Origin of the sequence: Acinetobacter sp. YH01022 (assembly GCF_013420235.1) — a bacterium.
GTDB lineage: Bacteria > Pseudomonadota > Gammaproteobacteria > Pseudomonadales > Moraxellaceae > Acinetobacter.
Map to the genome: position 1 here is coordinate 1 of NZ_VOYP01000030.1, position 23,377 is coordinate 23,377.

Here is a 23,377-nt window from a genome sequence, read left to right on the forward strand (position 1 = left end):
TTCGCAAGAGATGCGATGGATGTCTGATTATTTGTAGTCATAAATTTAAGTCCCCACTTGTTTCTAAGTGGGGACTAAATTAAGGCTTATAGGATGAATTCAGAAGGTGTGTTCAGCGGACGCTTACTTTTATCTAAGGTATTTATAAAGTTGATGGCTATTTAAATTGAACTTAATTTATTATAATTATAATCTTAATTTCAGGAAGTTTAATGTAGAGCTTTCTGTGTATATCACTTTGAAGATTTTCTAAAAAATAAGTGGTTATTTAATCAAATTTTTTAGAGAATAGGAAACTTTATTAATGGTAAATGGGCCAAATAACTGTTATAAATAAATTATTTTTAAAATTTGATTTGAATAAAATATATTAGTGAATATGGATTTAAATAAATTTCCAAAGCAATACCAGCTACTTTATACATTGTCAAAAAGCTTGTTTGTAGATGAGAAGTTTAAATGCGTTGCACTTGTCTCAAAGACTCCATACTTAACAGCACTTATAGCTTGTCATGGTGCAAAAATTGAAATACAGCCACCTTACGCACCGGAAACATGCCTGTTACTTCCTGATGGAAGTGATAGTAAAAAATATGTTCATGCTGTAATAGAGAGTACAGAATACTTCGATGAAGAAAAATACTACTGGTACACATACCGTAAAGTGCGTTCAAACTCTATTTCTGAACCGATCAGATATGCAAAACCAAGCATTTACATTGAAAAGTATGGGAAGATTTTTCCACACGAGACTCCTCAAACTTGGCTTGGTAAACAAGATATAATTTCGGACGATATATACAGCCTAACTAATTCATTTTATCCAGCACTTATAGGTCATGATGCAAAAGCTAAACTTGATTATTGGAAGAGCGTGCCTTTAGGTATATCAAGTAACCCTCAGTTATCAATGGAATACCTTCTAAATTTATCTTCTCAAAGTAGTAAGTTTTCTACAATAAATACCTATTCACCTCAAAGTTTTAACTTTAAAAGATTTGAGAGTCAAATTTGGATTAATGATGTGCCTGAAAGTATTGAACAGGGGCGTTTCCTGATAATACTTTCTCCTACACATAACCGTTATCAGGATTTAATTTCACAAGTAAATAATATTTATGCCAATAACCGACTTACTTCTGTAGAGCCTCATAGAATTCCTTCTGATTTAATAAAGCTTGGTATCATAAATAGAGCCTTATCGGTTATCACGTTAATGCAGGAATCAGCTTCATGAACTCTTTTTTTCCAAGTTTTGAAAGCGCTACCATTATTTCAATACCGTATAAGTATGAACCTCTAATATTTTTCATTAATTCACTCAAACATTTGAGGGCTATATCAAGTGGTGAGGCCCAAATTTCGATTGTATTAGACCAGTCCACTCGATTATTAAATAAATTTATTTCTGCAAAAGAAGTTTTTGAAGATGATCTAAAGAATATAAGAGATGCATGTAGATGTCTTAAGGTTAAAGGCTATCGTGCTGAAATAACTAATACCGCTAAAATTATTTTTGATTCAGTAAAATTTATTGATATCAACGATATAATAATAGACACACTAGAAAGTTTTATACTAAATAATTCTGAAGATATGTATGGGCTTTTAGTTGAATCAATCGATCAATGGAACTTTATTTCTTCACTGCTTCAAAAAAATGATTTATATGAATTTGTGCAGCCAATTTTTCCTAAAACTGCTAGAGAACAATATTTTGATATACCGATAATTACTTTTCTTCCAGCCTATTGGATACCGGAGTTAATAATCCTTCCTCCTTCTGAAAAATTTATTCTAATTCATCCAGAAAACTTATCCATTAATGGGATTAATACTTCAATATTTAAAGCTCCCAATAATCAATCTTTAGAAATTACTATTGATAATCTTAATTTAAAAAAAAATAAAGCAATATCTGTTAAATCTAGCCAAGAGTTTTATTCAAAATTTTCAGCATTTTTCTGCGATGAGATGATTAATAACTCTGACGCATCTTCTCTCATAAGCGATGAGCAACCTCTTCTAAGCATAGAAATTCTTGATCATCATAGCAAAGCTAAATTTATAGAATGTAATAAGGAATACCTTGTAATTGCTAAAGATGGAAAAATAAAATACTCAACTTTTGAAAATAATGAGCAAATTCAAGATATAAGGTATATTGTTGATAGAATTGATACATCTTGCTTAACATCAGAAGATTTAAAACGTAAGCAAAATCTAATTATGGAAAAATGGAAAAAACCTTTGCGTGATCACCCTCATATTGAAAAACTTATAAAAGAATTAGAAAGGCGAGGGGCAATTAAAGCAAGTGTCCAAAATATCAAAAATTGGTATGACCCAGAAAATATCGCTCCAAGAAGTTATGAGGACTATAAGGCTGTCTTATCATTTGCTGGAATTACGGATAAGCATGAGATTGAACGATTCTTTGAGTTTGCTCGAAAAAGAAGAGGTGACTCTATTAGTGAGGGACATGATAAAAAAAGCATTGGCTTAGAGATTGTCAGGGAATACTTAGAAAGTATCAAAAAAGATGAACTACTCGACACTCATTATCAAGTTCAAGGTATTCAATTTACACTTATAGCATTAGGATAAGAATAAATGCCAAAAATGATTCCCAAAAGAATTGATCCGGATACTCCAAGCCCTGGAGAAATAGAATTTTTTACGAGAATATCTCAAGAAGAGGATATTTCAGATTGGATTATTCTTCACTCTTTGTATATTGCTCCGACTCATCATCAAACTCGTATCATGGGTGAAATAGATTTTTTAGTTATCATTCCCAAGCTAGGAATGATAGCAATTGAAATAAAAGCACATCGTGAAATTAGAATTGAAGATGGTGTATGGTTTCTAGGTAGAAGTGATCAAAGTGGTTCACGAAGCCCTTTTATACAACTTAAAGACTCGATGTTCAGCCTTCAAAAATACATCTCGGACAATAATGTTTTCTTAAAAGAAATTCCAATATTCCCATTGGTAATTTTTACTCACTCTGAATTAATACTTGAGAGTGTGGAAATTGACCGAATTAGTTATGCATCCAGTAAAGAATTTAGAAATGGTAAACTATCTGAACTATTGAAGAAAAAAATTACACTTGCTCGCAAGGAGTTTTTTAAAAAGAACTCTGCACAATGGCTACGATCTAATCCTGATCGCCCTGATGAAAAAGATATTTTAAATTTGATTAGGCTGCTTCGCCCTAATATTGAATTAAGTCATCAGGTTGCAAATCACAATGAAACCATTGAAAAGGAATTATTAAAATTTACAGCTGAACAATTTGATGCTCTAGATTCCTTAGCAGATCATTCATGTGTTTTGTTTAGTGGCCCTGCGGGTACAGGCAAAACATTTATCGCTATGGAGTCTGCTATTAGAGCTGCGAAAGAAGGACGCAAAGTATTATTCATTTGTATGAATCGGTTGCTTTGTGAGCATCTAAAAAAGCAGCTCAATGGTTATATAAATATAACTGTTTCAACTTTACATGCCTTAATGAAGTCTTATGACCCTCGAACTAATCCGGACATCGATGGCCAAGAGGATTATTGGAAGAATGAACTGCCTCAATTGGCCTATTCTAATATTATTAATAAATCAGAGGATGGTTCATATGATCTTCTTATTATTGATGAGGCGCAAGATATTATTGGAAATGATCTATGGTTAGATTGTCTTGATCTATTTTTGGATAAAGGGCTAGCCTATGGTAAATGGCATGTGTTTGGTGATTTTGTATATCAATCTATCTATAGTAGAAACGTCTCTGAATCCGAATTAATTAATAATCTAAGAAAAAGAAATCCGAATTTCATAAGCTACAAACTTTATAAAAATTGCAGAAATACAGAGTCATCTTCTCGTCGAAGTTTAACTTTGCTCGCAATGGAATCACCGTACAAAAGTTATCTGCGCTCCCAATCTTCAATTTTAGAGTCTCAATACTACATGTATTCAAATGATTCTGAGCAATTAAAAAAGTTAAATGAGATTCTGAAAAATTGCTTAAAAGAAGGTTTTAGCTATTCGGATATAGCTATTTTGTCGAAGGTAGCAGAGTCTAAAAGTTTAGCATACAAGAACCAAAATTTACTCAATGCTAAAGTTTACAGCCTAGTCTCAGATTGCTTGAGATATACATCTATACATAAGTTTAAGGGGCTTGAAGCTCCTATCATTATTCTTACAGATTTTGATGAAATTGAATCGGAAGAAGCACAAAAAATGATGTTTACAGGAGCTACAAGAGCTACAGACTCTGTTCATTTTCTTTTTCATAAAAAGGTTGAGAAAACATTTAAAACACGATTTGAAAATGCATTGAATAAGCAATTAGGTAAGGAGTAAAAAATGAGAGATGGGGCTGATATTAGAGATAATGTAATTTTTAAAACATTACACGAAGAGTTAGTCGGTCCTTGTGCTTATGGGGAGGAGTTAGATGTTCTTAACTCCCCAACAATTTCAGCCGAATTAAACACAACTTTTGTGACAAAGATAGATAAAGAAGAGATCCTAAAAGTTTTTCCAACTCAAAGGTATGGTATTGGAGTTATTTATCCACAGGATGTAGAGCTAGAATCTAATAGCTCAAAAGAATTTCAAACAGTAATACAGGAGGATTCAGAAGAAACAGAAATTGAGTTTAATGAAACTCAAAATACAAAAAAATTTAATAGCATTAAACAATCAACAGATGAAGATTCCAATGATTTTGATATTGCACTAACTAACAGCAGGGCTCCATCTAGCATTGGTATTTCATTCCTACTCGATCCTCAACTAACAAATGAAATAGTTTTTGAACTTTCAGGTGCTTTTTATAAAAGTTTTAAAATTAATATACAACGAGAAAGCAAACATATCCAAGAAACTTGGTGGTATCGAAAACCAATTAATGTTGTTTTCAAAAAGAAAATTTCAGAGCTGAATAAAAATTTTAAATTCAATATATTTAATGAATGTAATAACTTAGAAGATTTGTTGAATTCATTTTATATCGAAGGTGTTAGTAGAGAGCATAAAGGAAAATTATTAATTACTGTTGTTGTTATCAATCGCCATATTTTACTAGATGACTCTTTCCTTGAAAGAAATCAGAAGTGTTTATTCCAAACACAGCTTCGAGTCATCGTACCCAATATTGAATCACCGGCTATTCTTCCCTACCCAGAACTAGAAAACAATTATCTGAGCGAAGATGAATTAAGTAATCGACTGTTGTATAGAAATGCTCCAGTTTTTGCAAGAGGGCATGGGGTTGCTTCAAATTGGAATAGTACACCATACTTTGAAACCAAGGCAGTAACCTCAGTTTTTACAGAATCTCTACCATCTTTCGAAACACCTAGTATTTCGGCTGAAGTTGAAATTGATAAAAATAATAGTCTAGTCGTTTCCATGGATGCTCTAGCTAACTTTGAAATAGATGGTGAGGGTGATCAACAAATCAAAGCTCTCATAAATGCTTACTCCAATTGGATTTCCAAAAAATTAGAGAATATCAATGTATTAAACTTAGATCCGAAGTTAAAAAAAACAGCTGAAACTCATATTAGAAACTGCCAAGAAGCTTTAGGTCGTATTGAGGCTGGGTATTATTTAATCAGATCTAATTTAAAAATTCGTCGTGCATTTCAACTTGCAAATAAAGCAATGTTGGAACAACAAAAACATGCACCTAAATCAATTCGAGAAGTAACCTTTGATCAAGATGGGCATCCTTTTGTAAAAAATCTATTCAAAGAAAACAGTAATGCGAAAGGTATATGGCGTCCTTTCCAGATAGGCTTTTTGCTTATGTGTATACAAGGAGCAATTGATAATACGCATGCCGATCATGAGAAAGTAGACCTTATCTGGTTTCCTACAGGTGGTGGTAAAACAGAAGCATATCTTGGACTAGCTGCCTTCACTTTAATCTTTAATCGATTAAAAAAGGGAAATGAGGCAGATGGAGTGCAAGTTTTAATGCGTTATACTTTACGCCTTTTGACAGCGCAACAACTTCAGCGTGCTGCAACTCTAATATGCTGCCTTGAAGTCATACGTCAAGAAGAAAAAATCCCTGGAAAACGATTTAGTATTGGACTTTGGGTTGGGGGAAAAAATACTCCAAATAAGCGTGCTCAAGCACTAATGGACCTTACTAATTTAAAATCAAATCTTAAGAAAAAAAGAGAAACTAATAATCCTTTCTTAATTGACAGATGTCCATATTGTGCAACCCAGATGGGGATTGTGAATACTAAGGATAACTCTAAAGTGGTTATTGGATACAAGGTAAGTGAACAGTCTAATTCCGTAATTTTTTCCTGTGTTGATACTAACTGCCTTTTTCATAAACAAATCCCAGTCTTTGTAATTGATGAAGATATTTATGATGAACGTCCTTCGGTGGTTATTGGAACCGTCGATAAATTTGCAATGCTTGCTTGGCAACCAAAAATACGAAGTATTTTTGGTTTAGATGATGATGGAAAAAGATGTGCTCTACCTCCTCAACTAATTATTCAAGACGAGCTTCATTTAATCTCAGGTCCCCTTGGATCTATGGTTGCTCTATATGAACCACTTATTGAGAAATTATGTTCAGAAGATTTAAATGGTACTAATCGAAAGCCAAAAATAATCTGTGCTACTGCTACAACTAAAGGATATAGAGAGCAGATAAATGGAATCTATGGACGGAACGATGTCAGTATATTTCCACCACCTGGACTTGATGCAGAAGACTCCTTTTTTGCTAAATATGCACGAGATTCTGAAGGTAAATTATTGCCAGGTCGTAAATATGTCGGTGTATGTGCGCCAGGTTTAGGATCGATCTTAACAACGCAAGTTCGTACCCAATCTGCTTTACTATTTGCTGCTAATAGAGTAGAAATTGAGCAAAGAGACCCTTGGGTAACATTACTTTCTTTCTACAATAGTATCAGAGAGTTAGGTGGGGCAATTACATTATTCCAATCAGATATTGTTAGTTATTTATTAGAGCAAAAGAGACGATATCCAAGATGGATTCTTCCTAGAAGGATATATCAAGACCAAGGTATGGAGCTCACCAGTCGCTTAAAGGATGATGAAATCCCCAAAGCTATCGTCGCTTTGGAAGAAAGGCTTAATCTATCCAATCTGAGTGATATTTACAAAAATCTAGGGAGTGAGTTAAAGGATCTTGAAAACAAATATCCAGAACTCTCGAAATACGTCTTACAATTAACTCAATGTAATGAAAAAAAGAATAAAATTGAGTTAGAAGCTTATTACTGTCTAGAAAATATAAAAGTCTACCTAAGTAAGCAAAACCCTAAATTAAAGCTGCCAAAGAACTGTAAAAAACTTTATGAACTATGCATCAATTATAATGTTCAAGCTTATTGTTTAGCATCAAGCATTATTGAAGTTGGTGTTGATATTGATCGTTTATCTGTCATGTCCATCATTGGTCAACCAAAAACTACTGCGCAATACATCCAAGTATCAGGTCGTGTTGGTCGAAAATCTGATGAGCGTCCCGGATTAGTAGTAACTATCTATAATAACTCAAAACCACGTGATAAATCACATTACGAGGATTTCAGAGGTTATCATCAGAGACTATATGCAAAAGTGGAACCATCAACAGTTACTCCATTTTCCAGACCTGCAATAAAACGAGGGCTAGGAGCCATTACTATTGCTAATGCTCGCCAGTTATCTCCATTAGATGCTAAACCAAGTGATATTAATAAATCTGTAATAGAGAATTGGAAAGTTGAGTTATTTAAACTTAGATCTAATTCAATGACTCAAGATGAGCAAACTTATTTAACCAGTTTCTTTGATCAGTTTTTAAAACGTTGGGATAAGATAAAAACTACTTACAACGAATGGGGACAATTAAAACCTGATAGTGAACCAGCACAACAAGACCTCCTGCTTCCACTAGGTGTCGTTCGTAGCTCCAAGGCAAAAATCCGTTGTCCAACCAGTATGCGTAATGTGGATAATGAATCTAGTTTATGGATTACAGGGGTTTATGACCAATTTGAAGAAGAGGATGATTGGGATGAGTAAAAAGAGTGAAGTTAAAACACGAAAAGGGCAATTAATTCATACTTTTGGCCCTGGTGCTATGCAAATCAATAAGAATGGGATATCCATGATAGCATGCGGTTTAGACTATTGGTTTACTAAAGATGGAACAACTGAACCTCTAAGCAATGGTGTAATTAGTAAAAAATATGAGTTTACTGATGAACGCTTGGCAAATAAATTAGGAGTAGGTCATTTTAGAGTACCTCCTGATGCAATCACTTTAGATGGTCATCAAAAAGTGCAAAGCCCCATTCCAGCAATTAGATTTCCATATTGGCACATCTGTAGTAACACCAATTGTCAACGTTTAGTTAGAGTTTCAGCGACGAGTGAAGATGAACACAAATGTGAGCATTGTAAAGCACCAGTTTATCAATCTCGTTTCGTCTGTGCATGTAGTAATGGTCATTTACAAGATTTTCCATGGTTCGACTGGTTGAATAGCCATAACAATTCTGACTGTAATGAATTGACTTGTAAGCTGGCACTTGTAGGTACAGGCAGTACTGCAATTTCTGGCGTCAAAGTTAAATGTTTGACTCATGGTTCTAGACCAGTATCACTTGCGGGTATTTTTACTAAATCCCAAGAAGCGAATGGGGAGCCATCATCAATATTCAAAGATAATGGTATTCAATGTCTGGGGCATAAACCTTGGCTTGGATGTAACAGCTTCGAGCCTTGTAGTCAGCCATTATTTGCGGCTTTAAGACAAGCAACTAATATCTATTTTTCAAAAACAGATTCATCTATACAAATCCCGACAAGTGGAAGTAATATAAATAGTGAGTTGGAAGAAAAGTTTGAGAATTTACCTTTGGGTTCAAAAGAGCTAATCAATGCTAGTGGGGATATACAGCAAAAGGTTGATTTTATGACTCTGGCAACTGATGGTGTATTTTCAAAAGATGAGATAGTTGCCTTTTTTAATGAGCAGCAGAAAGATGTGCAAACTACACCATCACCAGCAGATACTGATATAGAATATAAATTTCAAGAATATCAGCATCTCCTTCAACTTGCGACTAGGGGTCCTTTAATCACTAAGCCTCTAGCAATAGAAAGCTTTGAGATGTGGTTTCAAGACTGTTTTTCCGCCATTACTCAAGTTAAAGAGTTAACTATCACAAATGCATTTTATGGATTTGACCGTATAGAACCGCAAACGAATCGAACTATTGATAATTATAAAAAATATTTACGAGAATCTACTAATGGCGATTCAAACTGGTTACCCGCGGTTCAAGTCCATGGTGAAGGAATTTTTCTCCAATTTAATCTGGAAAAAATTAAGCAATGGGCTTTGAATTTTGAAAAAGGACAGGCTTTTAGAATCCTTATTGAAAAAGCAAACAAAGCTCCTCTTTTTCAAAATATTGGAGATATTGGTCCAGCATTCCTTTTAGTTCATACTTTTTCTCATCTTTTAATTAATCAGCTTATTTTTGACTGCGGATATAGCACCGCATCTTTAAGAGAAAGGCTCTATGTTAGTAATACTTCTGAAATAGAAATGTGTGGTCTTCTAATATATACAGCAGCTGGTGATAGTGAAGGATCATTAGGAGGGCTTGTTCGAATGGCTGAGCCTAATATCCTTCAACCTGTCATCAAAAAAGCGATAGAAAGCTCTAATTGGTGTAGCTCAGATCCTATTTGCCGTGAAGTTGGAGATAATGGCGGTCAAGGTCCTGCAGGTATGAATTTGGCTGCTTGTCACAATTGTGCATTATTGCCTGAAACCTCATGTGAGGTTTTCAATTCACTACTCGATAGAGGAGCTGTAACAAGCAAAGATCTGAGCGGTGTTGGCTATTTCGACGAATTGTTTACTGACTCCAAAATCTCGTAGACGATAGTGGCAATTTGTCTAGCCAAAAATGGAGGTACCGCATTGCCGATTTGATGAAATTGATTTGTTCTTTTCCCCATAAAAACATATGAGTCAGGGAAAGATTGAAGTCTTGCAGCTTCCCTGACTGTCAAAGAACGGCATTGCTTAGAATCCGGATGAATAAAGTAATGACCATCTTTTGAAATATGGCTTGTAATTGTACTTGAGGGTCTATCTAAACCCTGAACTTTAAACCTATCTACAAATTTCCCACTATTCCAGCTCTTATGATCAGGCGACAATGTTCTTGGAAACTCATGATCTTTAGGATTTCGGCCATAGGTTTCTCTAAAAACTGAGCAGAAAAAGTATCTAATTAAGTCGCTATCCATATGTGGTCTAGGAAAGTGATCTAATATTTTTGAATTTGGCGAATCAAATACGAAGTCATAATACTCATGATTTGTTGTATACGGATATTGATACTGAAAATGTAAAGAATCCGATTCATTTTCATTATTTAGAAGCAATAAATGTTCTTGTAAAGAATTAATTAATTTTTTATCTAAAATATTACCATCAGTATTTATTAGTTTATTAATACCTTCAGTAATATTCCATTTCCATTTTTCTGCAGTATTTTCAGTTTTAAAATAAACACTTCTATTAGAAAATTTACTACGGCATGGGGGTAAATTCCCTATAGCCTCCCCAACCGAAATATTTGTTTTTTCTATTAATTTTCCAATTTTTATCTTCTGTGATAAGAATGAATCCTTTATCCCTAAAATGATAACCCTATGTCTGGTTTGTGGAATGCCATAATTTTCACTAGCTAAAACAAATTCTTTAATATCATGAAAACCATTTGACTCTAAGCTGTATGGTTTACCATTTTTTAAGCTAAATAATGTATAACCTTCACTACAAGTTTGAAGGTCAGATATAATTTTATTAAATACAGCTCCACCATTCACTTGAGAGGAAAGCACTCCTTTAACATTTTCCATAATAAAAATATCTGGCGAAAATATTTCCATAATCTTTAAATATTGTTGATATAGAAAATGTCTCTGATCATTCTCAGGAATATAATCTTTATTTCCTTTATTCCTAGCTCGACCCACAAGTGAATATGCTTGACAGGGAGGACCACCAATTAAAACTAGGGGTTTCTTTTCATCAATATTTTTCTTTATATGAGTAAAAATAGACAAATCTTTTGACTCATCTTCTCCTAATGTTAAAAGATAAGTTTCATGGCATGCTTCATTCCATAAATATTCTGTATCGGCATTATAAGGATATAGACAGTGCCCTTGTATATATTCAAAGTACTCTTTAGGTAGTTTCTTTTTGTTCTGAATAATTTTTCTATAGAAACTTCTAAGGCGTAGTGTTGCATGAGCATATATATCTTTCTCTATGGAACATAAAGATTTATATGGAAAATTATTATTAGCTTGAAATGAGAAAAAACCTTCACCTAATCCACCAGGTCCAGCAAAAAGGTCTATGACATTAATTTCCATTTATTTCAACGTAGCAATATTTCAACACCAGGATAGTACTTTTTTATTATTTGTAAAGTACTTTATAGGTTTTGATTATTAATAACAGTCAGATTGAATAATAGCTCTTAGATCAGATAATAGATACACAAACTATATCAAGCTAAAGCCAGATTGTATTTTAAACATTCTAAAATAACTTTATGCTAGTTTATGTTTAGGAAAAGGCACAATTTTATCCCTCAAGCCATCAATAAAATCAGACCATTCCTGCATCATCTTTGTTCTGTATTCCAAATGCTGCGCATGGTTATACGCCTGTGACACAGCATTCCCCACTCGATGCGCCAACTGAATTTCAATGGCATCATGCATGTATCCTTGCTCATGCAGTGTGGTTGATGCAAGTCCCCGAAAACCATGCCCAGTCATTTTACCGTTATAACCCATTGTGCGAATTACGCAGAGTAGGGCATTACTACTCATCGGTTTGGCTGTGCTGTGATTATAGAAAACGTACTGCTTATTACCTGTGAGAGGTCTTAATCCTTCAATTAATTCAATTGCCTGTTTGGATAATGGAACAATGTGAGGCTGAGCCATTTTCATTTTTTCAGCAGGAATTCTCCATAAGTGATTATCAAAATCAATCTCATTCCATTCCATCATTCTGAGCTCAGCTGTGCGTACAAAAGTTAAGGTCATCAGCTGAATTGCGGTCTTAATCATTGGATTACCATGATAGCGATCCATGCGCTCAAGGAATGGTGGGAACTCAGAAATATCTAGACGAGCCATATGTTTCACCTTACGAGGCTTTAAAGCCTCTTGAAGATATCGTGTCGGATCATGCTCAATAATCCCTTTACGGATCGCATAACGGAAAACACGTCCAGCTAAAGGGATGGAGCGTTTAGCCATTTCCTGTGCGCCTCGAGCTTCGATTTTTTTGGCGCAGGTGAGTACATCTGTCCCTTTGATTTGGTCAATCGGCATATTACCCAAAGAAGGGAAGAGGTCTTTTTCAAAAACAGATAAATCACGTAAATAGGTTACTTCTTTGATAACAACTTTACGGTCTTCCATCCACTCCATTGCAAGTGCTTTAAAAAGTGTATTTTCATCGGCTTGCAATTTTTTTTGCTTTTTTGCCTCGTTGGGATTGATCCCATCTTTAAGCTTTAATCTTGCTTCATCTCTAGCACGGCGAGCTTGGGCAAGTGAGGTTTCAGGGTATGAGCCAATGCTGAAAATATTTTCTTTGCCATTGAAGCGGAACTTCATACGCCAATGCATACCACCTGAAGGAGTGACCTCCAGATACATGCCTTTTTCATCAGAGTATTTAGTTTTCTTTTCTGAAGGTTTTATTTTTCTGACTTGAGCATCTGTAAGCATTGCAAGGTTTCCACAGAATTTGGGGTATAATTTTGGAGGTAATTTATTATACCCTCAGTTATACCCTCAACTATATCAAGCTTGCAATAGATAAAGTAGACTATATTAGACATAAAAAAAAGCCTAAATCCTTTAGATTCAAGCCTTTTAAGATCTCATGAGACATCACGAGAAAGATATTTGGCGGTGAAAGAGGGATTCGAACCCTCGATACGCTATTAACGTATACACACTTTCCAGGCGTGCTCCTTCAGCCACTCGGACACTTCACCATTGCGCCGCGATGATAGCGAAAAAAAGCCCTTCTGCCAAGTTGAAACAATTGATTTAGAGCAAAAGTTTTTGCTCAATGATATCATTGCGAAAAAATAGTGTTCAAAACGAAGACGAAATATGCAAAGTACTGCACAAAAAGCCGCATTGCCCGCGATTACTCTGGCAGCATTAGGGGTTGTGTTTGGAGATATTGGAACCAGTCCACTCTATGCGCTGAAAGAATCATTCCATACAGTACATGGCTTGGGGATTAACCCTGAAAATGTATTGGGTATTTTGTCGATTATTTTTTGGACCATGACACTGGTCATTACCATTAAATATGTCGCGATTGTTATGCGTGCAGATAACAATGGCGAAGGCGGAATTATGGCGTTGTTGGCCCTAAATTTGCGTAATACAAATTTTAGTGATCAAAAAAAGTTGCTGTTAATCGCGATAGGCTTTATTGGTGCTTCCCTGTTTTTTGGGGATGGCATCATTACCCCTGCAATTTCAGTGTTATCTGCAGTTGAAGGGCTTTCTATCGCTACAAATGTTTTAGACCCTTATATTGTACCAATCGCCATGACGATTGTGACCATATTGTTCATCATGCAAAAGTATGGAACAGCCTTTGTGGGCAAGTTTTTTGGTCCATTAACTTTATTATGGTTTTTAGCACTCGGATTCTTGGGAATCTCCAGCATTATTCAGACTCCTGTGGTTTTGGGGATGTTTAGTCCACATTGGGCTTTCCATTTTATTGTTACTAATCCCTTAATGACCTTCTTTATTATGGGTGCGGTCGTACTGACCGTGACAGGCGGGGAAGCCCTGTATGCCGATATGGGCCATTTTGGTCCTGTTCCTATTCGCTTGGCATGGTTTTTTGTGGTGTTACCTTGTTTGTTAATTAACTATGCAGGTCAGGGGGCATTATTACTTCGCGATCCAAGTGCAATTCAAAATCCATTCTATTTGTTGGTACCTGAATGGGCTCTATACCCCATGATTTTCTTGGCAACGATGGCCGCGGTCATTGCCTCTCAAGCTGTTATTTCAGGGGTGTTCTCTTTAGCACGTCAAGCCATTCAATTGGGTTATTTACCACGACTAACCATTAAACACACCTCAGACTCAGAACAGGGACAAATCTATGTGCCTTTACTGAACTGGGTTTTACTGGCCTCTATTATTGTACTGATCTTGATTTTCCAAACCAGTTCACGCTTATCTCATGCTTATGGTCTGGCTGTGACCATGACCATGTTATGTGACACCTTACTGATTGCTGTGTTTATTCGTTACACATGGAAATGGAACCTACCGAAACTGATGCTGCTGATTACTCCATTCTTGGTATTGGACTTGGTATTGGTAAGCGCAACCTCACTCAAAGTATTCTCTGGGGGATGGGTTCCACTGTTGATAGGTGGAATTGCTTTCCTTCTATTAATGACATGGAAAGAAGGGCGTGAACTGACCTTCGCCAAGCTCCAGCAAGATACCTTACCTTTAGATATATTCGTGCAAAGTATCGATGAGCAAGCCAATTGGGTAGAAGGGGAAGCTATATTTCTCACGGGTACTCCCACCGTGGTGCCGCATGCCATGTTGCATAATATGAAGCACAATAAGGTCTTGCATCAGAAAAATATTATTTTGACGGTTAAAATTCAAGATGTTCCTTACGTCGCTGATCAGGATCGCTTCCAAGTAGAAATGATGAATCGCCATTTTTATCGGGTTGAACTGTTTTACGGTTTTAAAGATGAGATGAATATTCCGCAGGCACTCGAAGCGGTCTACCAATCGATTGAACTTGAATATAATTTGATGCAAATCAGCTTCTTTGTTTCGCGTGAACGAATTATTAGTACAGTGGGTGACGGTATGGCCTCTTGGCGCGAAAAGCTGTTTATTTCGATGCAGCGCAATACCAGTCCGGTGAGTGACTTTTATCGGATTCCTCCCAATCGTGTGGTTGAATTAGGCAGTCAAATCGAAATCTAAGTTTCAGATCGTATAGACAATAAAAAACCAAGGTGGAAAATCCTTGGTTTTTTATTTGGAGGATGAAAGCCTGAAAAAGAGCGTGATTAGTTCTCTGTTGCCTCTGTCATTGGTACTTCAGGAGAGACCTTTACCGGAGCATCGATTACAGCAGCTTCTGGTGCTGCTTGTACTGCATCATCTGGCTGTGTTGCTTCAGGAGTGGCTGCAAAGGCTTCCTGGGTTGCAGTGGTCTCAACATGATTTGCTGGTGCGGCAGCCGCAGATTCATTGCTTAGTTCTGCTTGAGGCATATTTGCTGCATTGACTTGTGCATCAGCAGCAGATTGATTGACCGGCGCAGTTGCAATCTGTTGATCTGAACCTTGTTCCGCCTGTTGTGCAGCTAATTCGCTATTCTGTTGTATCTGATCTACATGGTCAGATACAGCCTGAGCTGTTTGCTCAATAGCAGATTCATTTGCTTGTGCGCTAGATGAATCAACTTGTGCTGCTGTATTTATCTCTGAGCTTTGTGCCACAGTTGCATCTGAAGCTGATCTGGCTTGTGCTGCGGTTTCAGAACTCGCTGCATTTGCCTTGGTAGCAACTTGACCTGCATCCACAATGCGGATTTGACCGCTAGCCACTAATTCTTCAATCGAACCTGCCTGACCATTTACTGCAGTGCTTACTTTGACTTTAGATAGACTTTCTAAGGTATCGCCCGGTTGAATGGCTGGTTCTGCGAATGCCGTTGCACTCATCATTCCTGTAACCAGACTTAAACCTAAAAGCTTAAAATGCATAAAATACTCCGTAGCAATCATTATTCAGATTTTTTGCGTATTTTTACCTTGTCATAAGCAGCATCGGTTTTTCAATCAAACATACGTAAAGCTCTTAAGACTGGTTAGAAAAGCTTTAGAAAATGAGACAGACTGTTACAACAACTGTGCTTTTGTTGAACAGTTTTAGGCTAATTGTTAAGCAAATAAAATTTGCTACATATACTTCATTTTCACTGCTTGTTAAGCTCGTGAAAAATGAGGGTTGGTCTCAAAATGGCAGTCAAGAAAGGTAAAACGGGTCAATCTGTAATGCAAATTTTAAAGCGGAATAGTTTAAAAATTATCTTGGGAGTAGTTGCAACCAGTAGTTTTGCAATTGCCTTTGGACAAGAAAGAATTCAACAGCTGATTTCATTGCCATCAGTCTCCAACTCGGCCTGTCTGGATCAGTTTTACCGCGATATTCCGCCGTATCTGGCCAAAAAAAGCCTGACTAAAAATACTTTTCCGCTGTGCTTTAATGGCTTTAACGTGATGTATTCGGGGGTATCGAAAACACCTTTATGGGTGGCAGAAGCCCTGACGCCACAACGCTTGAGCCATAAAATTCCACGTGAAGACAATTTCCATGAAGAAACACGTCTAAAGACAGAATATCGAGCGACCTTGGCAGACTATAAAGCTTCGGGCTATGACCGCGGACACATGGCACCCAATGCCGATATGCCGAATAAAGATGCGCAGTTTGACAGTTTCTCATTAGCCAATATGGTGCCGCAAGCTCCGAAGAATAATCAGCAGGTTTGGCGAGAGCTGGAAGAAGCGACTCGTGCGATCGTGACCAAGCAGAAGCAGGATGTCTATATTGTAACGGGACCGGTGTATTCAGCTAAAAAATTGAAGACAATTGGTAATGGGGTGATTGTTCCAACAGCGACCTATAAAGCCATCTATATCCCAAAAACAGGGGCAGCAGGGGTGTACTATGCCGACAATACCCTGAAAAATACTGCACCGAAAGTGCAGGTGATCAGTATCTGTGCTCTGGAAGATCTGACAGGAATTAATATTTTTCCCCAGTTAACCGAAGACCAGAAGCGCAATACTTACAATTTGCCACTAAAGGCAAGTGCAGTGAAAGCAACTCAGAAAATTGCCTATTCACATTGGGATGCAGAAAGCCAATGTGCCGAAGAAGTCAGTGCAGATGAGCTTAACGCTTTGCAGAAAAAGTTTAAATCTTCCTCCGCAAGTTCAGCAAATTTAACCCCTGCACAAGAGAATAATGGCAGTGCAGCAACGAACGGTTCAAATACTCAAGATGCAATTATTAAACAGTTGATTGAAGGGCTTTTGCAGTACATTTTACAGTTGTTGAAATAAGCCTTTTTTAGGTAGGATGAAAGTCGTCATCCTACCTTTTTAATAACAACAAAGAGCAGTGAGAATACAATGTTCAAGCCTTTTGAAAATGGTACCGAATCGCATGCCATTCACGACCTCACCTTAGAAAATCAAGAAGACTGTGTCAGTATTTATGGCAATTTACAGCTGACCAAAGATCAGGCCGGGCTTCAGGCAGCGAAAGCCTTGCAGGCTTTTGTCAATGCTGTGGTCAGTGCTTTGGAAAATGAAGCTCATCTTCCGGAAAAAATTGACCGTCAGAATGAACAGGAAATTGAAAATCCATTTTTATAAGCAGTGCTTATGTTTCACATGGAACATAAAAAAAGCTCACCGACGTGAGCTTTTTTATTCTTCAGGATATTTGATATTAATCGGGAAATTGCTGGTTGATTAATCATAACATGCTGAATAGATATGACATTTACTTAATGATTTGAAGGTAAATTTATGCATATTGTTGTTGTCGCCATTGCTGCGGTGTCATGCCTGTCCACTTTTTAAAAGCACGCTGGAAGGCACTTTGTTCGGAATAACTCAGCAATAAGGCAATTTCTTGCAGGCTGAGATGCCGATCTTTTAAATATTGCTCTGCCAATAAATGTCGTACTTCTTGCATACGCTGCTGATAGGTGGTGCCTTGTTGTTGTAAATGGCGTTGCAATTGCCGTACCGACATACTGAGCTGCTTGGTAATCGGTTCGATTTGATACAGGTTTTTTTGCAGTCCGGTGAGAATAGCTTGTTGCAGACGTTCATCTAATTGGGTGGAATTCGGAAGTTTATCCAGGAGTGCCTGAGCTTGCTGCATCAGCAAATGTTGCAGGGTTTGGTCTCCTTGACGAAAAGGCTTGGCGAGCTCGGCAACTGGTAAAATAATTTGCGCCACAGGCTGAGAAAAACGGACTTTGCAATGGAAATACTGTTCGTATAACGCGACATTCTTGGGTGCCGGATGGGTAAAGTGAACCTCATGAATATGAATATCTTCAAATTCCATAGAATGTTTCAGGAACTGAAACATCACGGCAATTGCGATTTCATTGCTGACTTGAGTGGTCAGATGAAAAGGAACACTTCCCCAGCCAATGGCCAAATAATCCCCTAGCATGTCGGCTTGTAAGGGGCTGCCATCATAGATCAAACGATGCAGGTCATGATAACGATACAAAGCTTCACCTAAGGTATTACAGGACAGGGCAATATAGGCAATGATGCCGAGATGTTTGGGTTGTACATATTCGGCAATCTCTAAGCCGAGTGCAGGAATTTTTAAATGCTGATCTACATCGGTCAGTAATTCGCGCCAAAGACAAAAGTCAAAGCGTTCCAAGTTCTGAACTTGTTCAAGTTTTTCAGAAATGGCTAAGCCTTTGGCCTGACTATAGGCATAAAGTAAATGCCCAAGTCCGCCATATACAGAGCCTGTGTAATCTTTAAACTGATGCATATTGATCTTTTTATTGTCGTAATTTGTCAATGAAGTTTTATTTTAAGGTCAATATTTAGCACATTTCATTGCCTATATTCAATACAGAATAGGGAGAAAGCGATAATGTGGAAAGGTTTCTTGTTGGGTTTGGTGGTGGCCAATGGCTTTGAATGGATCGCACACAAATATATTTTGCATGGCACACATCGCAGTGGAAAGCCGCGTTATAGTCCGGTGCCAGACAGCATGAAATCACATTGGGAGCATCATCGTGAAGTCAGAAAAACGGCATTTCATGACCATGGCTATGTCGAAGGTCTTGCCAATTGGCGCACTAAAAATGAAATTATTTCACTGACTGTGGTTGCGGGCGTTTTTGGCACGCTATTTTATCCGGTCTCCAAAGGCATGGCACTGTCTACGGTATATAGTGCCTGTAATTATTATTATATTCACCGCCGTGCCCATTTAGAGCCAGAGTGGGCCATGAAAAAAATTCCCTGGCATTATGATCATCATATGAATTCCAATCAGGATGCTAACTGGTGCGTGACCAAACCCTGGTTTGATTATGTTTTGGGAACTCGGGTGATTTCAGCCCCAGAATTGCAGGAGGAAAATCCCTTAGGAATTTTGCTGCCCGACATAGTTTCAAATCTGTTGAACGGTATAACCGAGCGTTATTTTCCGGCGAAATGGGTGGAAAAACAGGGTAATTAGTTATTTTTTTAGAATGAAGTGTAAGTTTTATCGATCAGGAAGATATTGCGCGATAAAATAGCTAGAAGACACGACTGCCGAGATCTTGTCGTAATTTGTCAATATTTTCGGTATTAATAGTCAATGTTTTTATTATTATTTGTTATATATTTGTTTTCGCAATCAGGCTGGCCCAGTTAAGTTGACGAGTCACTGTATATGTCATTTTACTGTTTTTCTTTTCAAGAAACCGCGCTGTAGTTTTCTTGGTTTATAGGGAGTCTTCAAGACTCCCTTTTTTTATCTGCACTTTTTATGCGGGTCTGATTTCAGAGCTGGTCTATAAATAAAAAAGAGTGGAAAGGACCACTCTTTTTAGATTAACTCGTGTCACTTCTTAGAGACGCATTTCAATCCCTTGTGCAGCCAGATACTGTTTGGCTTCCTGAATGGTGTATTGACCAAAGTGGAAAATAGAAGCTGCAAGTACTGCATCTGCACCACCCTTAAGAATACCATCAGCCAAATGCTGCAAGTTACCCACGCCACCAGAAGCAATAGTTGGAATGGTGACACGGTCATTGATGTTACGCATTAAGGCCAGGTCATAACCGGCTTTGGTGCCATCGGCATCCATAGAGGTAATTAACAGTTCGCCCGCACCGTAATCGGCCATTTTGACTGCCCATTCAATCGCATCAATGCCGGTCGGTTTACGGCCACCATGGGTGAAAATTTCCCATTTATTGTCGCCGGTTTTCTTGGCATCAATCGCAACTACAATACATTGGGCACCAAAGCGTTGCGAAGCCTCTTGAACAAATTCCGGGTTAAATACTGCAGCCGAGTTAATGCTGACTTTATCGGCACCGGCATTCAGCAACAGGCGGATATCTTCCACCTTGCGTACACCGCCGCCTACAGTTAGGGGAACAAAGACACTTTCTGCCATGCGTTCAACAGTACGGTAAGTGGTATCGCGACCGCTGGAGGTGGCAGTAATGTCCAGGAAGGTAATTTCATCGGCACCCTGTTCATTATAACGGCGTGCTACTTCGACCGGATCGCCTGCATCACGAATATCAAGGAACTGTACGCCTTTCACCACTCGACCATTATCTACGTCAAGGCAAGGAATAATACGTTTAGCAAGCATAATTTTTTCCAAAAATAACAGCCGATTATGAAACTTCGCCACGAAGGTGCTACACCTTGGTAGTTGTAGCAGGTATTCTATCAAAATTATGTAAGTTTTTTTGCAGGTTTTCTATGTCGGTTTATACCACTTTGACTTTACAGGAAGTTCAGGCGTTTGCAGCACCTTATGGATTAGAGGTGCTGGAGCTGATTCCGATTCAAGGCGGGATTCAGAATACCAACTATTTTTTAGTCTGTGAAAATGCAAAGCAGTATGTGCTGACCGTATTTGAAGAAATGGATGAGCAGGGTGCAGCAGAACTGGTTCCGGTACTGGAGCATTTAGGTCAGCAAGGTTTAGCCGTGCCTGTACCGTTAAATTATACAGGGCAGGCTATTCATCCTTTAAAAAATAAGCCTGCGCAGATAGCACCACGCATGATGGGCAAGCATCCCATGCCAGCAACTTTGGAACAGGCACAGGCCATTGCTGTGGCTCAGGCGAAAATCCATATTGCCTTACAGGGTTTTCCACTGGAACGGGCCGAATATCGTAACCACAATTACTGGCTGCAAGTGGCGAAAGAATTAAAACCGACTCTAAATCCTGCCGATTCTATTCTACTTAGTGAAGTGCTGGGGCTTTATGACGCGCTCACTGCCGTCTATCCAAACCGTCCCAAAGGCTTTATTCATTCCGATTTGTTCCGTGACAATACCTTGTTTGAAGGCAATGAATTGAAAGGAATCCTGGATTTTTACGAGTTAAACAAAGATGAATTCCTGTTTGATATTGCCATTACCTTAAATGACTTCTGTACCGAATATCCCGAGGTGTATTTAAATGAAGCGAAAGCCCAAGCCTTTTTAGAAGCCTATGAAACGGTGCGCCCCCTGACTCAGGATGAAAAATCCTGTCTGGAAATTTATCTGGCCATGGCGGCAGCACGGTTTTGGCTGATGCGTTTACAAGTCGCACAAAAAAATGCACAGCAAGGACGTACAGGAGATGATATTCTTCAGAAAAATCCTTTGGAAATGCGTAATATGCTGGTAGAACGACTAAAATTTGTGACGGCTTGATATAGGATATAAAAATGCGTGATCAGGGGCGATTGGTCGAATGGTTTGATGAAAAAGGCTATGGTTTTATTCAGCCCAATGATGCCTCGAAAGATCGCGTGTTTTTACATATCAAGGATTTTGCCCGTCAAGGGCCCCGTCCGATTGTGGGTTGTGCGCTTGAATATACGGTCTTGCTGGATGGAGATGGACGTTATCGTGCCCAGCAGGTGACTTATCTTAAAGCGTCACAAACAAAAAAAAATGTGAGCAAACCAAAGCTTTCCAAGCAACCGGCACAAAAATTAAAACCGATGCAAATTGCCTGTATCGGTTATATTTTGGCTCTGGCCGTGTTTACTATAGCGGGTTTATTAAGTGGCATGGTGCTGTTATTTATTAGCATCATTAATGCCATCACTTACTGGATGTACGCTCAAGATAAAGAAGCTGCCTTGCAAGGTAATCGCCGCGTACCCGAGCAAACCCTGCATCTGTTATCTTTTCTAGGCGGCTGGCCTACGGCATGGCTGGCTCAGGAAAAGCTGCGTCATAAAACACAAAAACAACCCTTTAGAAAAATTTATTTTTGTACTATAGCCTTGAACATACTTTTGATTTTATGGCTGATTTCTCCTTTTAATGTGTTGAAATTTTAAAAGGGGGGAACGATTACTTAAAAGGTATAATAATGAATTATTCTATCGATCAAGATCCCAACCGTACCCTGACTTTAATTCTTTATATCCTGTACATTATTGCCATTTTCACCGGTGGTTTGCTTGCTGTAATTGCACTTGTGATTAACTACATTAAACGCAATGATGTACGGGGTTCCATTTTTGAAAGCCATTTTAGCTGGCAAATCCGGTCCTTCTGGTGGTATCTGTTTTGGAACCTGATTGCCTTTATTCCTTTTATTTTCCTGTTTTTTACCGGTGAAAACATGGATGTATTTACTGGGGTTGCCTTAGGCGCAAGTGCATTTTGTTTGCTGGTGATAGGCATTTCCTGGATCTGGATTGTCTATCGTGCTATTCGCGGTATTATCTGTCTGAATGACAATCAGCCTATGTATCAATAACAACAGATCTAAAAAATGAAGGTGGCAATAGCCACCTTTTTTATGCGCTATAATGAATCATCTGTTTAAACAGATGCATTAATTTAATTCTTTTGTAAAAAATCAGTTTACCTTTTTAATTTTTATAGCATACTTTTTTAGTTAATTTACTTTACTTTTTTAATATTTAAAATTTACTTTTTTATTTTAATAGTTTTACTTTTTTAATATTTATAGTTTACATTTTTAATAAAATAACTTTACATTAATGTACAGTTATTTATATAAATTTAATTTCTTTTTTTATTTTAATTTAGACTGGTTTTAGGCTTAAGAATAAAATCGACCGCGACGGCGGCGTAGTCCTAAAACATGAATTGCGCGCACCAAAACTGCATACGAAACTGCGTAGCCAAAACGTTGCTCAAATAATATTACAAGGTCGCTAATATTCTTAAATTTTGTATTTTTTACAAACACTTGAAATTCATCCCAGTCTTTAATATGACTCGGTGCACCGCGGTTTTTTGCCGGTTTTGGCAGTAAGTCTCCGGTTTCTTCTTCCAGCTTGATCCATGCATCCAGTGTCACACGAGAAATGTTAAATTCTTTGCATACTGCAACTTTGTAATCAGTTTTTTTATACATTTGAATGGCTGCTTTTCGAGTTTCTAGACTGTACTTTGGCATTTACTC

18 protein-coding genes and 1 tRNA gene are annotated in these 23,377 nt (G+C 37.6%); 12 read left to right on the forward strand and 7 right to left on the reverse strand.

The window, feature by feature from the left end:
- The first annotated feature begins 379 nt into the window (after positions 1–379).
- The 5 genes from FTT87_RS11190 to drmB are packed head-to-tail and all read left to right on the forward strand — an operon-like array spanning position 380 to position 9,952.
- The gene (locus FTT87_RS11190) at positions 380–1,237 is read left to right on the forward strand and encodes a hypothetical protein (RefSeq protein WP_180174872.1); all 858 of its coding nucleotides are present in this window, start codon (positions 380–382) and stop codon (positions 1,235–1,237) included.
- The gene (locus FTT87_RS11195) at positions 1,234–2,607 is read left to right on the forward strand and encodes a hypothetical protein (protein WP_180174873.1); all 1,374 of its coding nucleotides are present in this window, start codon (positions 1,234–1,236) and stop codon (positions 2,605–2,607) included. The genes FTT87_RS11190 and FTT87_RS11195 overlap by 4 nt, the downstream gene beginning before the upstream one ends.
- Positions 2,608–2,613: 6 nt before the next feature.
- A complete protein-coding gene (locus FTT87_RS11200) occupies positions 2,614–4,368 on the forward strand; it encodes a nuclease-related domain-containing DEAD/DEAH box helicase (protein WP_180174874.1) in 1,755 nt (584 codons plus the stop codon).
- A gap of 3 nt (positions 4,369–4,371) precedes the next feature.
- Positions 4,372–8,079 (forward strand): helicase-related protein, encoded by a 3,708-nt coding sequence (locus tag FTT87_RS11205; protein ID WP_180174875.1) that lies wholly within the window; start codon positions 4,372–4,374, stop codon positions 8,077–8,079.
- Positions 8,072–9,952, forward strand: a complete 1,881-nt coding sequence (drmB, locus tag FTT87_RS11210) for a DUF1998 domain-containing protein (RefSeq protein WP_180174876.1) — start codon at positions 8,072–8,074, stop codon at positions 9,950–9,952. The genes FTT87_RS11205 and drmB overlap by 8 nt, the downstream gene beginning before the upstream one ends.
- On the opposite strand, the gene FTT87_RS11215 is transcribed toward drmB, so the two are convergent.
- The 3 genes from FTT87_RS11215 to FTT87_RS11225 form a co-directional block, all read right to left on the reverse strand.
- A complete protein-coding gene (locus FTT87_RS11215; protein ID WP_180174877.1) occupies positions 9,913–11,466 on the reverse strand; it encodes a DNA cytosine methyltransferase in 1,554 nt (517 codons plus the stop codon). The two genes, drmB and FTT87_RS11215, sit on opposite strands and share 40 nt — an antisense overlap.
- Positions 11,467–11,646: 180 nt before the next feature.
- Positions 11,647–12,843 carry an integrase arm-type DNA-binding domain-containing protein gene (locus FTT87_RS11220; RefSeq protein ID WP_180174878.1) on the reverse strand — a complete coding sequence of 399 codons (1,197 nt, stop codon included), beginning with the start codon at positions 12,841–12,843 and terminating at the stop codon, positions 11,647–11,649.
- A 181-nt stretch (positions 12,844–13,024) separates the two neighbouring features.
- Positions 13,025–13,115, reverse strand: a tRNA-Ser gene (locus FTT87_RS11225).
- A 121-nt stretch (positions 13,116–13,236) separates the two neighbouring features.
- Here FTT87_RS11225 and FTT87_RS11230 point away from each other — a divergent pair.
- Positions 13,237–15,114 (forward strand): potassium transporter Kup, encoded by a 1,878-nt coding sequence (locus FTT87_RS11230; protein ID WP_180174879.1) that lies wholly within the window; start codon positions 13,237–13,239, stop codon positions 15,112–15,114.
- A gap of 86 nt (positions 15,115–15,200) precedes the next feature.
- Here the strand turns inward: FTT87_RS11230 and FTT87_RS11235 are convergent, their stop codons facing one another.
- Positions 15,201–15,902 carry a hypothetical protein gene (locus tag FTT87_RS11235; RefSeq protein ID WP_180041974.1) on the reverse strand — a complete coding sequence of 234 codons (702 nt, stop codon included), beginning with the start codon at positions 15,900–15,902 and terminating at the stop codon, positions 15,201–15,203.
- Positions 15,903–16,157: 255 nt separating this feature from the next.
- On the opposite strand from FTT87_RS11235, the gene FTT87_RS11240 reads away from it, so the two are divergent.
- Together FTT87_RS11240 and FTT87_RS11245 are read left to right on the forward strand one after the other, a co-directional pair.
- Positions 16,158–17,267 (forward strand): DNA/RNA non-specific endonuclease, encoded by a 1,110-nt coding sequence (locus FTT87_RS11240; RefSeq protein WP_180041976.1) that lies wholly within the window; start codon positions 16,158–16,160, stop codon positions 17,265–17,267.
- 69 nt (positions 17,268–17,336) lie between these two features.
- The gene (locus FTT87_RS11245; protein WP_166170710.1) at positions 17,337–17,582 is read left to right on the forward strand and encodes a hypothetical protein; all 246 of its coding nucleotides are present in this window, start codon (positions 17,337–17,339) and stop codon (positions 17,580–17,582) included.
- A 154-nt stretch (positions 17,583–17,736) separates the two neighbouring features.
- Here the strand turns inward: FTT87_RS11245 and FTT87_RS11250 are convergent, their stop codons facing one another.
- Positions 17,737–18,738, reverse strand: coding sequence for an AraC family transcriptional regulator (locus FTT87_RS11250; RefSeq protein WP_180081160.1), 1,002 nt, complete (start codon positions 18,736–18,738; stop codon positions 17,737–17,739).
- Positions 18,739–18,843: 105 nt separating this feature from the next.
- On the opposite strand from FTT87_RS11250, the gene FTT87_RS11255 reads away from it, so the two are divergent.
- On the forward strand, positions 18,844–19,440 hold the full coding sequence (locus FTT87_RS11255; protein WP_180081158.1) for a hypothetical protein: 597 nt from the start codon (positions 18,844–18,846) through the stop codon (positions 19,438–19,440).
- Positions 19,441–19,816: 376 nt separating this feature from the next.
- On the opposite strand, the gene hisF is transcribed toward FTT87_RS11255, so the two are convergent.
- On the reverse strand, positions 19,817–20,578 hold the full coding sequence (gene hisF / locus FTT87_RS11260) for an imidazole glycerol phosphate synthase subunit HisF (protein ID WP_320159621.1): 762 nt from the start codon (positions 20,576–20,578) through the stop codon (positions 19,817–19,819).
- A 110-nt stretch (positions 20,579–20,688) separates the two neighbouring features.
- Between hisF and FTT87_RS11265 the strand changes: the two genes are divergently transcribed.
- Genes FTT87_RS11265 through FTT87_RS11275 form a run of 3 tightly spaced genes read left to right on the forward strand, consistent with a single transcriptional unit; the run spans position 20,689 to position 22,702 of the window.
- The gene (locus FTT87_RS11265; protein ID WP_180081157.1) at positions 20,689–21,639 is read left to right on the forward strand and encodes a homoserine kinase; all 951 of its coding nucleotides are present in this window, start codon (positions 20,689–20,691) and stop codon (positions 21,637–21,639) included.
- 14 nt (positions 21,640–21,653) lie between these two features.
- Positions 21,654–22,277, forward strand: a complete 624-nt coding sequence (locus tag FTT87_RS11270; protein ID WP_086197727.1) for a DUF1294 domain-containing protein — start codon at positions 21,654–21,656, stop codon at positions 22,275–22,277.
- A gap of 32 nt (positions 22,278–22,309) precedes the next feature.
- Positions 22,310–22,702, forward strand: a complete 393-nt coding sequence (locus FTT87_RS11275; RefSeq protein ID WP_180174880.1) for a hypothetical protein — start codon at positions 22,310–22,312, stop codon at positions 22,700–22,702.
- A 309-nt stretch (positions 22,703–23,011) separates the two neighbouring features.
- Here the strand turns inward: FTT87_RS11275 and FTT87_RS11280 are convergent, their stop codons facing one another.
- The gene (locus tag FTT87_RS11280; protein ID WP_086197726.1) at positions 23,012–23,371 is read right to left on the reverse strand and encodes a helix-turn-helix domain-containing protein; all 360 of its coding nucleotides are present in this window, start codon (positions 23,369–23,371) and stop codon (positions 23,012–23,014) included.
- Positions 23,372–23,377: the final 6 nt, after the last annotated feature.